Origin of the sequence: Glycomyces endophyticus (assembly GCF_039531525.1) — a bacterium.
GTDB lineage: Bacteria > Actinomycetota > Actinomycetes > Mycobacteriales > Micromonosporaceae > Glycomyces > Glycomyces endophyticus.
In genome coordinates, this window is sequence record NZ_BAAAQF010000018.1 from 1 (window position 1) to 14,289 (window position 14,289).

Below are 14,289 nucleotides of genomic sequence, written 5' to 3' on the forward strand. Positions count from 1 at the left end.
CGCCGCCGCCGACGACGCCGTCGCGACCGCCCTCGACCGCGCCGGCGCCCGCCCCGAGGCCGTCCTCTGCATCACCCTCGGCGTCCCCGCCCCCACCGACCTCGACGGCGCCTCACCCGAAGGCGAGCAGCACTTCTGGGAGCGCATGAACCCCGGCTACGCCGCGCACTACCGCGCCCGCGGCTGGCTCACCGAGGTCGAGAACGACGCCAACCTCGCGGCCCTCGCCGAAGGCGCTTTCGGCGCGGGCGCCGGGGCCTCCTCGTACATCGCGCTGGTCTCCGGCGAGCGCTTCGGCGCCGGCTACGTCGTCGACGGCCACCTCGTGCGCGGCCGCCGCGGCGCCGCGGGCGAACTGCGCCTGCTCACCCTCGTCGAAGGCGTCGGCTCCACCCACGGCATCGGGAACCTGCTGCGCCACTGGGCGCTCGAAGTCCGCGCCGAAGGCGCCGCCGACCCCGCCAGCCCGCTCATGACCGAGCCCGCCGACCGGCTCGGCGCCGAACTCGTCCTGCGCGCCGCCGAGGCCGGCGACGGGGCCGCGCTCGCGCTGGCCGAGCGCATGGCCGAGCGCCTCGCGCGGATCTGCGCGGTCCTCGGCGGCCTGCTCGACGTGGAGCGGATCGTCCTCGCGGGCGCGGTGGCCGACTCCCTCGACCTGGTCCTCAAGCGGGCGGCGCAGCGCCTCGACGAGCTGACCCACCCGCCCGCGCCGGAGCTGGTGGCCTCGACGCTCGGCGGCGGGGTCGTCAGCCTCGGCGCCGTCGCGCGCGCCCTCGAAGTGGTCCGCGCCGGCGCGATGGACCTGGACCCACTGCGGCCCTGACCCGTTGCAGCCCTAGCGGATCGCGGCGACCAGCTTGGTGTAGTCGCCGAACGCCCGGTCGACCTTGTCGGGGTCGAGGCCGTACCGGCTGAGCGTGTACTCGTGGTTGCGGCGCATGCCGGGCCGGGCGAGGACGTTCTCCAGGTTCCCCTCCTCGCGGTGGCTCCACTTGAGGCCCAGCTGCTCGAAGATGCGCGGGAGCTGCCCGTACGGGTCGGCCGTCAGCTGGTGGTACGACACGTCGACCATGCGCTCGGGCGGGATGCCCAGCCGCATGAGGCGGCCCTGCTCGACCATCCACGACAGCGACTCGAGCCACTCGCGCCCGATCTCGTGGGTGTCGTAGCGGCGGTTGCACAGCGCCGTCCCGGTCTCCACGAGGGAGCACCACGAGCCCATGACGGTCTGCGGGTCGCGGTGGGTCCACAGGATGTGGGCGTCGGGGAAGACCTTGAGGAGCGCGTCGAGGTTGTACAGGTGGAACGGCGACTTCAGGACCCAGCGCCGGGGCCGGTCGCCGGACTGGAGCACCTGGAGGAACTCCTTGAGGTACTGGTAGTCCGGGACGAAGTCGTGCTGCGCCAGCCAGTCCCGGTAGCCGGGGAGCTTGAAGCGGGTGCCCCACTGGAGGCCGTGGGGGAGGGCGAGCACGCACTCCTCGGGGGTCTCGGCGGTGCTGGGGTGGATGGTCTCCCAGATCGGGGTGATCATGCCGACCGCGGAGGAGATCTTCCGGGCCTTCGCGAGGCGCCGCTCGCGCAGCTTCGGGTCGACGTCGAAGCGGTCGGCGTGGTGGAACTCCCACATCAGCGGCGCGCGGTTGCCCTCGGGTTCGGCGATCACCTTGTGGGCCAGCGTGGTCGCGGTGCGGGGGAGGCCGACCACCACGATCGGGCGGTCGATCGGCTCCGACGCGATCCGCGGGTCCTCGGCGTGGAGCCGCCTGATCCGCAGCCGGTTCTCCATGCGCATCTGGAGCTCCGAGGACGTGGCCGTCCACCCCAGGAAGGAGATGTCGCGGACCTTCGCGAACCGGTGCATGAGCGCCCGGTAGTCCTCTACGAAGTCGCGGTCGATGTCGGCGCCGATCCCGGCTCCGGCCTCCGCCTTCCCCAGGGCCTGCTCGAAGGCCGCGTCCGGGTCCCGCACGGCGCGGGTGAGCGAGGGGGCCATGGCGGCGTTCAGGGGCTTGACCCAGCTGGCGATGCGGCGCATCGGGGCGTCCTCTCCTAGGGGTGGAACGAACGCGGGCCAGTCTCTCACAGTCGCGTCAGGACGGGCGGTGTCGGTCGGTGGTCGCGGGTCCGCGGCCCGGACGCGCCCGCGGCCGGTGGCGCGTCACATGTGACATGCCACCGGCCGTCCCGGTCTCAGGAGCGGTCGCTGCGGACCGGCGGCGCCTGCGGCAGGGGCGTCGGCTGCGGCGGCGTCGACACCGGCGTCGGCGACACCGGCGGCGCCGCCCGCCGCTTCGCGCGCCACCGGAGCGGGAGGACCACGGCGGCGGCCACGAGCGCGACGATCGGGACGAACGGCAGGAGCATCCCGATCACGACCGAGATCCCGACGAGGAAGCCCACCGCCCCGCGGGAGCCGGCCACGAGGCCGTCCCAGAAGCTGTCAGGCCCGGTGTACCCCGGATCGGCCGCCGCGACCTGCGGTGCGGTGACGGTGAAGTCGATCGTGGAGAGGGCGATCCGGTCCTCCAGGTCGGCGAGCTGCTGCTGGAGCGAGGCGAGCTCGCCCTCGCGCTCGGCCAGCTCCGACTCGAGCTCCAGGATCGCCGTCACCGAGTCGGCCTCGGCGAGCAGCTCGCGGACGCGGGCGACGCTGGCGGTCTTGGTCGCGATGTACGACTCGATGTCGACCACGGCCTCGGTGACGTCCTCGGTGGTCACCGACCGGCGGACCTCGGACTCGGCAAGGCCGGTGAGCCCGTCCATCGCCTCCTGGAACCGGTCGGAGGGCACGCGCACCACCAGGTGCGCGCTCCCCTCGACCGCGTCGTCAACGGTCGTGAGGTCGCGCTCGTCGGCGCTGACGAACCCGCCGAGGGACTCGGCGAGGTCCCACGCCTCCTCGGCGACCCGGTCGGGGTCGGGGTCGGCCACCTCCAGGGCCGACTCGTAGATCACGTCGCGGTTCCCGGCGTCGACCTGCGGATCGGCCGGAGCGCCGGTCTGCCCGCCGTCGGCGCCCTCGTCGACGTCGGCGGCCTCGGGTTCGGCGACCGATCCGCCGGAGGAGTCGTCGCCGGCGCCGGCGCACCCGACCAGCAGCAGCGCCGCCGTGGCGGCCACAATGGAGGATCTGAGGATGCGCATGTGCTGCCTCGCAAGGGGGAGAGAGGGGTGGCGGCCAGGGATCCGCCGCCGCCTCCAATGATCCCGACGCCGCGTAACGGACCGGAGACGAACCGCTATCGATCGGGAGGGATCCGGCACCGGCTCGGATACTGTTGCCATAGACTTGCAATAAGCGGCACCGCATCGGGCCGCGAGGAACCGAGGAGATCCGTTGCCGACCGACCGCACCGCCGCCGGACCGAACCCGGGGGACACCGGCACCGCCCGCCCCATCGTCCACTACGGCGAGCCCGTGCTCCACACCCCGTGCACGCCCGTCACCGCCTTCGACGCCGCGCTCGCCGCCCTCGTCGAGGACATGTTCGCGAGCATGTACGCCGCGAACGGCGTCGGCCTCGCCGCCAACCAGATCGGCGTCGACGCCCGCGTCTTCGTCCTCGACTGCGAGGACGCCGACGGCGCCCGCACCGTCGCCGCCGTCGTCAACCCCGTGCTCATCCTCCCCCCGCCCCCGCGCGAGCTCATGGTCGGCGACGAGGGCTGCCTCTCCGTCCCCGGCGTGTTCACCGACACGCCCCGCGCCGCGACCGCCGTCGTCGAAGGCCTCGACCCCGACGGGCACCCCGTCCGCATCGAGGGCACCGGCACCCTCGCCCGCTGCCTCCAGCACGAGACCGACCACCTCGACGGCACCGTCTACGTCGACCGCCTCCCCGCCAAGACCCGCAAGAAGATGCTCGCCGAAGCCGGCCTCCGCTGACCCGCCGCACCCGGTGAGCCCCAACGACTCCCGTTGCCGACCGTCCTGACCCACAGGACGGGCCCTGGTCACCGCGCCGATCCGGCTCTATCCTCGCCACAGGCCGCCTCGCCGCGGCGCCACGGCCCGGAAGGGGGACGCGCGTTGTCAGCAGAGCGCCACCAGATCGCCGAACTCATCGCGACCGGCAAGGACGGCCGCATGTACGCCACCGAACCGGACAAGCTCCGCCGCCTCGTGCACTTCGAACTCGCACGCGAACCCCGCCTCCCGCAGCCCGAACTGCGCCAGGCCGGTGTCGGCCTCATCGCCCTCGGCGACTACACCGCCGCCCAGCGCGTCCTCGCCACCGCCGTCGAACGCGCCGAGACCCCCAACCAGAAGGTCGCCGCCCTCGTCAACCTCGGCGACGCCCACCGCTACCCCGGCCGCCTCGACGCCGCCGAACCCGTCTACCGCCAGGCCATCGAACTCGCCCGCACCCACTGCCCCGAACTCGTCCACTACACCCTCCAGCACTACGGCAAGCACCTCGTCGACGCCCGCCGCCCCCACCTCGCCGTCGACGTCCTCACCGAGGTCCTCGAGATCCGCGAACGCCTCGGCGACCCCGCCCTGATCGCCTCGACACAGGACGCGCTGAGCGCCGCCCGCGCCGCCGCGGGGCAGCGTACGATCTGACCGCGCCGTTTCCGACCCGAAGCGACCCAAGCGAAGGAGCACCATGGCCGTCGACCCCGCCGACCCCGACGGGCAGGCCGCCCGCGGCCTCGCCCGCCTCTCCGGCATCCTCCGCGCCGAAGCCGCCAACGGCCTCTTCTGGGGCGCCGGACCCGACGAGGAGGCCCGGCTGCGCCGCCTCCGCGAACTCGCCGCCGCGCTCCTCGCCCAGGTCGACCACCGCCCCTACGAGATCATCCTCGCCGCCTACGAGGCCGACACCGGCCTGCGCACCCCCATGCCCGGCACCGAACTGCGCATCGACTGCGCCGACGGCACCCGGCTCGTGCGCCGCCGCCGACTCAGCCGCACCTCCGGCACCCTCGGCCAGCGCCTGGAGACCGTCGCCGCCGCCCTCCGCACCCGCGTCCCCGCTGAACCCGTCGCCATCGCCGACACCGACCTCGCCGGACTCCCGTGCCCCCACACGTTCCTGCTCGTCTACGAGTTCACGACCCACCTCGACGCAGCGGCCGCAGCGGCGCTCCTGGAACCGACCGAGCCCGACCTGGAAGGCGACGTGCCGGGCCTGAACCCCTCGGCCACCGCGCTCCTGCCCGACCGCGGCCCCCTCCCGGTGACGCCGGTCGTCGCGCAGCTCCTCGACGCGATCGCCGCGCTGGCGAAGGAGTCGCTCGCCGAGGTCGTGAACCCCTATGAGCGCGAACGGCAGCACCGGGTCGCGGCGCTGTGCGAGGACGCGGTCAAGGCCGACCTGGCGTATCCGCGGATCGACTGCGGCGACCTGACCGCCGACTGCGTGTCCACCGGCGCCGACGCCGGGGTCTTCGACGAGGCCGGGCGGCTGCTCGTCATCCGCCGCACCGACACCGGCCAGTGGGCCGTGCCCGGCGGCGCCGCCGAGGTCGGCGAGCCGGTGGGCCTGGCCGCCGTGCGGGAGGCGTTCGAGGAGACCGGGCTCGACGTCGAGCTGACCGGCCTGTCGTGGGCGTTCGACAAGCGCGACACCAAGCTCGGCGACGACCGGATGCCGATGATCATGAGCTTCACCGCCCGGGCCCTCGACCCGGGGCAGCCGCTGCGCCTGGCCGAACTGGAGGCCTCGGACGCCCGCTGGATCACCCGCGAGGAGGCCGAGGACCTGGACCTGTTCCGGGGTCACGGGCTGCGCATCCCGGCGCTGTTCGCCCGCCACCGCGGCGAGCGCTGACCCGGTGGCCGGGGCGCCCGCGCCGAAGGAGCGAAGGGCGCACCGCGTCCGCCGGACCGGCTACCAGAGCCAGGTCGCGCAGCTGTCCTGGAGTGCCAGTTCCGCCTGCGTCTCCTCCTCCGAGCCCGCCTCGGTGGCGTAGTACCAGGCGAGGTCGTCGAGGCAGGCGCGCATCGACTCCGAGTCGGCCGCCTGCACTTCCAACTCGCTGACCTGGGTCTCGGCCGCGTTCAGGTCCTCCTGGAGCTGCGCGATCTCCGAGTCGCGGTCGTCCAGCTGGGCGTTCGCGTCGTCGAGGTCGCCGCTCTCGCGCAGCCACAGCGCCAGCGACAGGGCGGCGCCCGCGAACCCGACCACCGCGACGACGGCGAGGACCGGCACCATCGGGGACCGCCGCTGGGCGGGCGGGCCGGCCGCGAGGAGCGGCTGGGTCGGCATGGGCGCGGCCGGCTGCGTCGGGACGTATCCGCCGGGGGTGGCGGACGTCCCGGGGGAGTACGCCGGCGGCGCGCTCTGCGGCAGCGGGCTGTAGGCGGGCGGGGCGCTCTGCGGCTGACCGAAGGCCGGCGGGGCGCTCTGGGGCTGCTGGGGCTCGCCGGAGTCGCCGAAACTGTAGTGCGGGGGCGGGTTGTAGGTCATGACGGGGCTCCTTCGACGGGTGTTGTTCGTCCAAGGTAGGACGACGGTGCGAACCGGCACCAGGACTCTGACGAGCACCCGAGTGAACCGGTTGCACTCGTGATGCAACCGTGACACGGCGGTCCGACGGCCCGGTGTTCGCACACCCGCTCCGGAGCCCCTGCCGCCGGCGGGCGCGGCGGTGCCGCGCCCGCCCATCCGCTATGCGGCCTTGAGCGTCCCGCCGTCGATGACGTGGTCGGCGCCGTGGATGTTGGACGCCCGCTCCGAGAGCAGGAACGCCACCAGGTCCGCGACCTCCTCGGGCTCGCCGATGCGGCCCGAGGCGATCCCGAACTGGCCGGGCATGCCCTCGAGCAGGTCCGCGTGGGCCACGCCGAACGCCTCGGCGACCTTGCCGCCGAACCGCCGCTCGTCGCGCCACAGCGGGGACCCGATGACGCCCGGGGACACGGTGTTCACCCGCACGCCGAGCGGCGCGACCTCCTCGCTCAGCCGCTTGCCGAACATCGTCAGCGCGGCCTTGGCCTCGGCGTACCCGACCGGCGCGCCCGAGGGCACGCGGGCGTTCACCGACGAGACGTTCACGATCGCCCCGCGCCTTTCCACGATGCCCGGCAGCGCCGCGCGCGTCGTCCAGACCGCGCTGAACAGGTTCAGGTCGAAGACCTGGTCCCACTGGTGGTCGGGGACGTCGAGGAACCCGCCGACGACCATGCGGTCGGCGTCGCCGCCGCCGACGTTGTTGACGAGGAAGTCGATCCCGCCGACGGCCGCGACGGCCTCGTCCACGATCCGCACCGCGCCCTCGCGGGTCGACAGGTCCGCCGCCACCGTCGCGGCCGCGACCTTCTCCAGTTCGGGGGTGACGGTGCGGGCGGCGCCGACGACCCGTACGCCCTCGGCCGCGAGGGCCTCGGCGATCGCGAGGCCGATGCCGCGGCTCGCGCCGGTGACGAGCGCGGTCTTGCCGGTGATTCCCAGTTCCATGGTGGTGCCCTTCTTCGGGTGTATCAATTCTTGAACTTGAGGTCAAGAATCAGGGTGAGAAAAACGCCCTCGGACGAGGGCGCAGTGGTCTTAGAGGCCGGCCAGGGCGGTGTCGATGATCCGGTGCAGGACCGGGCCGTCGTAGGTCCGGGCCATGACGCGCAGGCCGACGATCGTGTTCATCAGCAGGTGGGCCTGCGCTTCGGGGTCGATCTCCGGCGGGACGTCGCCGTCGCGCCGGCCGCGGCGCAGCCGCTCGGCCAGTAGCTCGATGGTGCGGTCGGTCATGCGCCGCACCGCGTCGGTCGCCTCGGGGTCGCGCCCGCCCAGTTCGAGGGCGGTGTTGGCCGCGAGGCAGCCGCGCCGCACGGGCGCGTCGAGGTCGGTGTCGACGAGGAACTCCAGGTAGGCCCGGATGCGTTCCTTGGCCGTCCCCGGCTCGTTCAGGTACGCCTCGGTCAGCTCGGAGCCGGCCGCGCCGTACATGTCGAGGGCCTTGCCGAACAGCTCGCGCTTCGAGCCGAAGGCGTGGTAGAGGCTGCCCTTGCCCACGCCGGTGGCCTCGGCGAGGTCGGCGGGGGAGGTCCCCGCGTACCCGCCGGTCCAGAACGCCTCCATCGCCTGCTCGACGACGGTGTCCGGTTCGAATTCCTTCGGCCTGCCCATGCCCGGAACCCTACCCCGTTCTCGACCTGAAGGTCAAGAACATCGTGCCGTCGATCACCTCGGTCCCCGAACCCATTGGGGCGGAACCGGTCCGATCTCCGCTGAACGGACGGTGTCGGCTAGCCGTCGCGGCGGTTGTCGCACTTGCCGGGCCGGGCGATACTTGAGCGGTGCTCAAACCCCTAGTGATCGCCTCCGATCTCGACGGCACGCTGCTCTCCCCGGGCGGCACGCTCTCCGAGCGGACCCGCGAGGCCCTCACCGCCGCCCGCGCCGAGGGCGTCTCGGTCGTCGCCGTCACCGCCCGCACCCCCTACGGCGTCGACATGCTCCCCGACCTCGTGCCGCTCCTCGACGGCGCGATCTGCGCCAACGGGGCCATCGACTACGTCCCCGAGACCGGGCGCGTGCGCGTGCTCCGCTCGATCCGCATCGGCCCCGGCCGCCGCGTCGCCGCCGCCATCGCCGCGCGCCTGCCCGACGCCGTGTTCGCGGTCGAGACCGGCACCGGCATCGTCGGCGAAGAGGCCTACCGGCCGCTCGTGGGCTCCTCGAACTGGGATTTCGTGCCGAACGTCGACGCGGTCTTCAAGCGCGCCAAGCGCGCGGTGAAGATCAAGGTCTACTGCGCCGCGCGCACCGGCGAGGAGATGGCCGCCGCCGTCGAGGACGCCGACCTCGGCGGGCTGTCGATGTGCCACTGGGGCGACTTCGGGATGCTCGACTTCAACGCCCGCGGCGCCGACAAGGCCTTCGGCCTCGCCTCCTGGTGCAAGGACCGCCGGGTCGGGCCCGACGAGGTGATCGCCTTCGGCGACATGCCCAACGACGTGCCCATGCTCGCCTGGGCCGGCCGCTCGTACGCGATGGCCGACGCCCACCCCGAGGCCGTCGCCGCCGCCACCGACCGCACCGCGACCAACGCCGAGGACGGCGTCGCGCAGATCATCGAGGCCCTCCTCTCGGACGACACGGCCGCCGCTGCATAGGCTCTGAACTGGGGTTCCGGCCCCGGTCCGAAGAGGACTTCACAACTACATCCACTGTGTCCGAATTTGTCGGAAGTATCGGGACTTGTCATTAAATTGTATGATGAGACTCCCTTTGACCGCCCCTTCGGTGCGCCGTCACCCTCGGCGGGCCGAGAACGGAACGGACACATGCATATGAAGCGAAGGCTCGCCGCCGCCGGCGCCGCGTTCGGAGTCGCCGCCGCGACCACCGGCGCGGTCGCCCTCACCGCGCAGGCCGACCCGGCCGACCCGTCCCACTCCGCACCCGTCACCTGGACCGTCGACGGGCTCACCGAGACCGAGGTGGCCGAGCTCGAGCAGCTCTTCGACGTCGCCCACGGCCATGGCGGCGAGGCCCAGATCATCGGCGACGAGGCCGTCGCCGACGAGCTCCGCGCCCTCGGCCACGACCCGGCGTTCTTCGACACCGTCTACAAGGACGTCCCCGACACCGCCGTCCAGCAGGAGGGCACCTACTACGGCGGCTACCGCACCGTCGACGCCATCGAGGGCCACCTCCAGGACGTCGCCGACGCCAACCCCGGCCTCACCCGCCTGTACGACATCGGCGACTCCTGGCGCAAGACCCAGGGCGAGGGCGGCCACGACGTGCTCGCGGTCTGCGTCACCGCCATCGCCGCCGGCGACTGCGAGCAGGACCCCGACTCGGCGAAGCCCCGCTTCTCCCTGATCGCCCAGATCCACGCCCGCGAGATCGCCACCGGTGAGATCGCACTCCGCTGGATCGACTCGCTCGTCGCCGGCTACGGCACCGACGCCGAGGTCACCGACCTCCTCGACACCACCGAGGTGTGGGTCGTGCCCGTCGTCAACCCCGACGGCGTCGACATCGTCGCCTCCGGCGGCGACGACCCCGTCCTCCAGCGCAAGAACGCGAACGACTCCGCCGGGAACTGCGGCGACGCCCTCGGCATTGACCTCAACCGCAACTCCTCCTACGCGTGGGGCGACGACTCCACCAACCCGTGCTCGGAGACCTTCCAAGGCGCCTCGGCCGCGTCCGAACCCGAGACGCGGGCCGTCGAGGACTGGCTCCGCGCCCTCCACCCCGACCAGCGCGGCGAGGCCCAGGACGACCCGGCGCCCGACGACGCGCGCGACGTCTTCGTGACCCTGCACTCCTACGGCGAGTACATCATCGTGCCCTGGGGCTACACCTCCGACGCCGCGCCCAACGACGGGGCGCTGCGCGCCCTCGGCGAGGCGATGTCGCAGTCCAACGGGTACTTCGTCGGCACCAACGACGACACCGTCGGCTACAGCACCAGCGGCACCACCGACGACATGGCCTACGGCGAACTCGGCGTCGCGAGCTTCACCTTCGAGGTCGGCCCCGACTTCGGCGCCTGCGGCGGGTTCTTCCCCGCCTTCTCGTGCGTCGAGGACACCCTCTGGCCCGAGAACCAGGGCGCCCTCATGACCGCGGCCCAGGCCGCGGCGGCCCCGTACGCGGCCTGACCCGCCGGTCCCGGCAGGCGAACCCTGCCGGGACCCGCCCGGTCCGGTCTCCGGCCGCCCCGCCACGGGCACCCGACGACCGGCGCCGCCGGCGAGATCCTCCCGATCGCCACCGCCTGCCGCAATCCCGATTTCTCCGAATCGTCCCCGCTCGCGGCCGACCCGCCCATACTGGCCGGACGGTGAACGAGCGGGAGGAGCCGACGATGTCCACTGGAGACGCAGTCGATGGCAAGAGCGGCAGGGGCCTGCGCCGACTCATCACAGCGCTGGTGATCATCGCCCTCGCGGTGTGGTTCGTCCTCGCCAACACCGAGGAAGCGGGCGTCAAGCTCTGGTTCGTCAAGGTCGAGATGCCCATGTGGATCATGATCACCGTGGTCTTCATCGCCGGCTGGGCCGTCGGCGCCCTCCTCCGCCGCCGCTCCGCCCGGAAGCGGGCCTGACCCGCCGCCGCGCGGTTGGACGATTCCGAGAAAATCCAGTCCCCGAACCGGGACATCGCGGGCACGGATATGTGGAACCCCTACGGAATCCACCCGCATCCGAGCCGACACCCGTTGCGGCCGTGCGCACACTGTGACCATGAGTGAAAACCGGAACCCCGCTCCCGCCATGCGCCTCGTGCGCTTCCTGCTGCTCCTCGCCCTGCCCCCGGCGCTGTTCTCTCTCGCCCTCGCGGTCGACGAGTACTCCTACTTCCATTGGCGCGTCACGGTCTACACCATCTACTGGGTCCCGGTGTGCGCCGCCGTGTACGCGCTGGCGGCCTGGCGGCTGCGAGGCGCGGAGTCGTTCGTGGCCCGGGCCGGCATGACGGTGACGGCCTGGGTGCTCTGCATCGGCCAGTTCGCAGGCCTGGCGCTCAGCGCCGACCTGGTCTTCTCCTCGTGGGCCCCGCTCATCGTGGGCACCGCGGCCATGGCCGCGGCGAGCGGTCTCGGGACCTGGATCGAGCGGCCCGCCCGCGCCGCTCACGCGGTCCTGACCCTGGGCTGGGCATCGTTCAGCGCGGCGGCCGTGCAGGGCCCGAACGAGTCGGCGTTCCTCACCCTGTCCCTGGCCCTCCTCGCCCTCGGGTTCGTCACCACGGTCGCGCAGTACGGCATGGAGCTCGCCGCCGCGCGGCGGACCGCGCGCGACGCGGTCGCCGAGCGCGGGGCGTGAACCACCGCGACCCGCCCGGACCGCACCCCGGTGCCATGTGACATGGCACTTACCCGCTTGCCCGCATCGCGCTCCGGCCCCGATACTCGTACCGTGCCAGCCCCCAAGGTGATCGCCACCGACCTCGACGGAACCCTGCTCGGCCGCGACGGCCGGCTCCCGCCCCGGAACCAGAAGGCGCTCCAGGCCGCCCGCGAACACGGCGTCCTCACCGTCGCCGTCACGGCCCGCGCGCCCCGCGCCGTCTACCGCATCCCCGAACTCGCGCCCGTCCTCGACGCCGCCGTCTGCTGCAACGGCGCGGCCCTCTACGACACCGCCACCCAGCGCACCGAACTCCGCCACCCCGTGCCGCTCGCCGCCGCCCGCGAACTCCACGAGCGCCTGTTCGACGCCCTGCCCGGCGCGCTCTTCGCCGTCGAGACCGGTGAACGGCAGCTCACCCAGTCGACCTTCCTCCAGGAGGGCGTCCACCTCAACGACCCCTGGGTCTTCCTCGAGCCCGGCGACGACCTCGTCGGCGCGGCCGACGCCGTCGCCCAGCTCGTCGTCCGCGTCCCCGGCTCCACCGGCGAGGCCATGTACGAGGCCGCCCGCCACATCGAGCTCCCCGGCGTCCGCCTCTGGCACTGGGGGAGCTTCCCCGAGATCGAGTGCACCGCGGTCGAGGCCAGCAAGGGCGCCGCCCTCGCGGCCTGGTGCGCCGAACGCGGCATCGACGCCGCCGACGTGGTCGCCTTCGGCGACATGCCGAACGACGTGCCGATGCTCGCCTGGGCCGGCCGCTCGTACGCCATGGCCGACGCCCACCCCGACGCCGTCGCGGCCGCCACCGACCGCACCGGCTCCGCCTCCGACGGCGGCGTCGCCCAGATCGTCGAAGCGCTCCTCGACCTCGCCTGACCGAACTGGTCGAGGCCGCGACGCCCGGCACCGCTCCGGTCGACGCTCCCGAACCGGCTCAACAACACCGAACCCCGCCGACTCGACAGCGTCCTCCGCGCCGCCCGCTCACGGCCGGACGCGCCGCACCGGGTCGATCCCGATCGCCGCGAGCAGTGCCCGGTAGGTCGCCTCGACGTCCCCGGGCACGCACGCGACCGTGACCGCCTGCGGCCGTTCGCGGGCGAGCCGCGAGACGAGGCCGTGCCAGTCCCGCAGCGCCGACTCGCCGCCGGCCAGCAGCTCGTGCGCCTCCACATGCTCGGGCTCGGCGGCGGCCCGAGTGCGCTCGGCGAAACGGCTCACGAGGCTCTCCTCGCCGTCGAGGACGACTACCTCGTCGAACCGCGCCCCCGCCTCGGCGGCCACCGATCCCAGCCGCTCGATGAACTCGACCCGCCCCACCAGCTGCGGCACCACCACGTCGTATCCGGCCTCCAGATGCTCGCGCGCCGCGGCCGCCGCGACCGAGCGGATGCGCAGCCCGGCCCCGGACGGGTCCTCACGCCACCGCCCGAGCATGCGGCGCAGCACGTCCAGGTCGAGCACGAGCGCCAGCGGACGGTCCTCGGCGTACCGCCGCGCGAGCGTCGACTTCCCGACCGCCGGAGCGCCGTTGAGCAGGATCAATCGGGGCACGGACCGATGCTACGGAACCGCCCCGCGAGCGGTGCGCCCTCCCGCTTGCCACCCGACCCGGACCGCCCTGGGCGGTCCGGACACCCGGATCACCTGCAGCGGTAGAACACCAGCGTCTTGGTGAAGTCGAACGTCGCGTGCGACGCGAAGTGCGCCTCCAGCTCCCGTTCGGCCGCAAGGAGGATCGCCGCCATCTCGGCGTCGTCGCAACCGGCGAACGACTGGATCGAGGCCAGGAAGCGCAGGATCGGCGCGGGCTCGGGCACCGCGACGACCCCGGCCGCCTCGAACGCCTCCACCGAGTCGAACCGCGCCTCCAGCAGCGCCGGCGCGCTGGCCGAGTCGAAGCCGCGGATCGCGCCGTCCCACGAGTAGCCGCCGGAGCCCAGAACCGGAGCGGCGGCCCGGTGCCACAGCTCGGCCATCGCCGCCATGTCGCCGCGGGCGTTGGTCGAGGCGAGCAGCGTCCCGCCCGGCTTGAGCACCCGGCGGAACTCCGCGACCGCGTCCGCGGGATCGGGCACGTGGTAGAGCATGTGCATCGCCAGGACGGCGTCCACCGCGTCGTCGGGGTAGGGGATCGCGCGGGCGTCGGCGACCGTCGCGGGCGCCTCGACCTCGGCCAGCATCCCCGGCCCCTTGTCGATCGCGACCACGGTCGCGGTCGGGAAGTCGGCGCGCAGGCGCCGGGTGTACCGGCCGAACCCGGCCCCCACGTCGAGGACCAGCCGCCCGTCGAGACCGTCCAGCAGCGCCGCCGCGTAGTCCACCGGATCGAACCGCGGCTCGCGGAAGTCGTAGATCCCGATGCGGCGCTTCAGGTTCCCCGAGTCGCGGTAGTTCGCCATGACCTGATCGACCTCGACTGCCATGCGGTGCCCCTTCGCGAGTCGGCGAGCGCGGAGCCGCCCACCCTACCCCCGCGCCCGCACGGGGGCAACCGGCTGCCGTGTCCGCGCCCCTCGCGCCGC

General features: G+C 73.3%; 16 protein-coding genes. 9 read left to right on the forward strand and 7 right to left on the reverse strand.

What is annotated here, in order from left to right:
* Positions 1-826 (forward strand): ROK family protein (locus tag ABD419_RS19290; RefSeq protein ID WP_344489743.1); only part of this gene is annotated, 826 nt, incomplete at its 5' end.
* A gap of 12 nt (positions 827-838) precedes the next feature.
* On the opposite strand, the gene ABD419_RS19295 is transcribed toward ABD419_RS19290, so the two are convergent.
* Together ABD419_RS19295 and ABD419_RS19300 are read right to left on the reverse strand one after the other, a co-directional pair.
* On the reverse strand, positions 839-2,041 hold the full coding sequence (locus ABD419_RS19295; RefSeq protein WP_344489746.1) for a sulfotransferase family protein: 1,203 nt from the start codon (positions 2,039-2,041) through the stop codon (positions 839-841).
* Positions 2,042-2,196: 155 nt separating this feature from the next.
* Positions 2,197-3,150, reverse strand: coding sequence for a DUF4349 domain-containing protein (locus ABD419_RS19300; RefSeq protein WP_344489749.1), 954 nt, complete (start codon positions 3,148-3,150; stop codon positions 2,197-2,199).
* Positions 3,151-3,343: 193 nt separating this feature from the next.
* Here ABD419_RS19300 and def point away from each other — a divergent pair, with 193 nt between their 5' ends.
* The 3 genes from def to ABD419_RS19315 all read left to right on the forward strand — a co-directional run bounded on the left by def (position 3,344) and on the right by ABD419_RS19315 (position 5,783).
* Positions 3,344-3,892 (forward strand): peptide deformylase, encoded by a 549-nt coding sequence (def, locus tag ABD419_RS19305; protein ID WP_344489751.1) that lies wholly within the window; start codon positions 3,344-3,346, stop codon positions 3,890-3,892.
* Between the two features lie 144 nt (positions 3,893-4,036).
* Positions 4,037-4,573 carry a tetratricopeptide repeat protein gene (locus tag ABD419_RS19310; RefSeq protein ID WP_344489754.1) on the forward strand — a complete coding sequence of 179 codons (537 nt, stop codon included), beginning with the start codon at positions 4,037-4,039 and terminating at the stop codon, positions 4,571-4,573.
* Positions 4,574-4,616: 43 nt separating this feature from the next.
* On the forward strand, positions 4,617-5,783 hold the full coding sequence (locus ABD419_RS19315) for an NUDIX hydrolase (protein ID WP_344489757.1): 1,167 nt from the start codon (positions 4,617-4,619) through the stop codon (positions 5,781-5,783).
* Between the two features lie 60 nt (positions 5,784-5,843).
* Here ABD419_RS19315 and ABD419_RS19320 read toward each other — a convergent pair whose 3' ends face one another.
* The 3 genes from ABD419_RS19320 to ABD419_RS19330 all read right to left on the reverse strand — a co-directional run bounded on the left by ABD419_RS19320 (position 5,844) and on the right by ABD419_RS19330 (position 8,078).
* On the reverse strand, positions 5,844-6,422 hold the full coding sequence (locus tag ABD419_RS19320; protein WP_344489760.1) for a hypothetical protein: 579 nt from the start codon (positions 6,420-6,422) through the stop codon (positions 5,844-5,846).
* Between the two features lie 201 nt (positions 6,423-6,623).
* On the reverse strand, positions 6,624-7,412 hold the full coding sequence (locus ABD419_RS19325; protein WP_344489762.1) for an SDR family oxidoreductase: 789 nt from the start codon (positions 7,410-7,412) through the stop codon (positions 6,624-6,626).
* A gap of 90 nt (positions 7,413-7,502) precedes the next feature.
* Complete coding sequence (locus ABD419_RS19330) at positions 7,503-8,078, reverse strand: TetR/AcrR family transcriptional regulator (protein WP_344489764.1); 576 nt, start codon at positions 8,076-8,078, stop codon at positions 7,503-7,505.
* A gap of 170 nt (positions 8,079-8,248) precedes the next feature.
* On the opposite strand from ABD419_RS19330, the gene ABD419_RS19335 reads away from it, so the two are divergent.
* From ABD419_RS19335 to ABD419_RS19355, 5 genes are all read left to right on the forward strand, one after another.
* Positions 8,249-9,067 carry an HAD family hydrolase gene (locus ABD419_RS19335; RefSeq protein WP_344489767.1) on the forward strand — a complete coding sequence of 273 codons (819 nt, stop codon included), beginning with the start codon at positions 8,249-8,251 and terminating at the stop codon, positions 9,065-9,067.
* Positions 9,068-9,238: 171 nt separating this feature from the next.
* Positions 9,239-10,570, forward strand: a complete 1,332-nt coding sequence (locus ABD419_RS19340; RefSeq protein WP_344489770.1) for a M14 family zinc carboxypeptidase — start codon at positions 9,239-9,241, stop codon at positions 10,568-10,570.
* A gap of 206 nt (positions 10,571-10,776) precedes the next feature.
* Positions 10,777-11,016 (forward strand): LapA family protein, encoded by a 240-nt coding sequence (locus tag ABD419_RS19345; protein WP_344489773.1) that lies wholly within the window; start codon positions 10,777-10,779, stop codon positions 11,014-11,016.
* 139 nt (positions 11,017-11,155) lie between these two features.
* The gene (locus ABD419_RS19350) at positions 11,156-11,737 is read left to right on the forward strand and encodes a hypothetical protein (RefSeq protein WP_344489775.1); all 582 of its coding nucleotides are present in this window, start codon (positions 11,156-11,158) and stop codon (positions 11,735-11,737) included.
* A 93-nt stretch (positions 11,738-11,830) separates the two neighbouring features.
* Complete coding sequence (locus ABD419_RS19355) at positions 11,831-12,640, forward strand: HAD family hydrolase (RefSeq protein WP_344489778.1); 810 nt, start codon at positions 11,831-11,833, stop codon at positions 12,638-12,640.
* Positions 12,641-12,748: 108 nt separating this feature from the next.
* Here the strand turns inward: ABD419_RS19355 and ABD419_RS19360 are convergent, their stop codons facing one another.
* Together ABD419_RS19360 and ABD419_RS19365 are read right to left on the reverse strand one after the other, a co-directional pair.
* Positions 12,749-13,318, reverse strand: coding sequence for an AAA family ATPase (locus tag ABD419_RS19360; RefSeq protein WP_344489781.1), 570 nt, complete (start codon positions 13,316-13,318; stop codon positions 12,749-12,751).
* 89 nt (positions 13,319-13,407) lie between these two features.
* Positions 13,408-14,190 (reverse strand): class I SAM-dependent methyltransferase, encoded by a 783-nt coding sequence (locus ABD419_RS19365; protein ID WP_344489784.1) that lies wholly within the window; start codon positions 14,188-14,190, stop codon positions 13,408-13,410.
* Positions 14,191-14,289: the final 99 nt, after the last annotated feature.

Bases quoted from the DNA above. Each gene is read 5' to 3' on its own strand.
- ABD419_RS19295 (WP_344489746.1), bottom strand. From the start codon at position 2,041: ATGCGCCGCATCGCCAGCTGGGTCAAGCCCCTGAACGCCGCCATGGCC.
- ABD419_RS19300 (WP_344489749.1), bottom strand. From the start codon at position 3,150: ATGCGCATCCTCAGATCCTCCATTGTGGCCGCCACGGCGGCGCTGCTG.
- ABD419_RS19315 (WP_344489757.1), top strand. From the start codon at position 4,617: ATGGCCGTCGACCCCGCCGACCCCGACGGGCAGGCCGCCCGCGGCCTC.
- ABD419_RS19320 (WP_344489760.1), bottom strand. From the start codon at position 6,422: ATGACCTACAACCCGCCCCCGCACTACAGTTTCGGCGACTCCGGCGAG.
- ABD419_RS19325 (WP_344489762.1), bottom strand. From the start codon at position 7,412: ATGGAACTGGGAATCACCGGCAAGACCGCGCTCGTCACCGGCGCGAGC.
- ABD419_RS19330 (WP_344489764.1), bottom strand. From the start codon at position 8,078: ATGGGCAGGCCGAAGGAATTCGAACCGGACACCGTCGTCGAGCAGGCG.
- ABD419_RS19340 (WP_344489770.1), top strand. From the start codon at position 9,239: ATGCATATGAAGCGAAGGCTCGCCGCCGCCGGCGCCGCGTTCGGAGTC.
- ABD419_RS19345 (WP_344489773.1), top strand. From the start codon at position 10,777: ATGTCCACTGGAGACGCAGTCGATGGCAAGAGCGGCAGGGGCCTGCGC.
- ABD419_RS19350 (WP_344489775.1), top strand. From the start codon at position 11,156: ATGAGTGAAAACCGGAACCCCGCTCCCGCCATGCGCCTCGTGCGCTTC.
- ABD419_RS19365 (WP_344489784.1), bottom strand. From the start codon at position 14,190: ATGGCAGTCGAGGTCGATCAGGTCATGGCGAACTACCGCGACTCGGGG.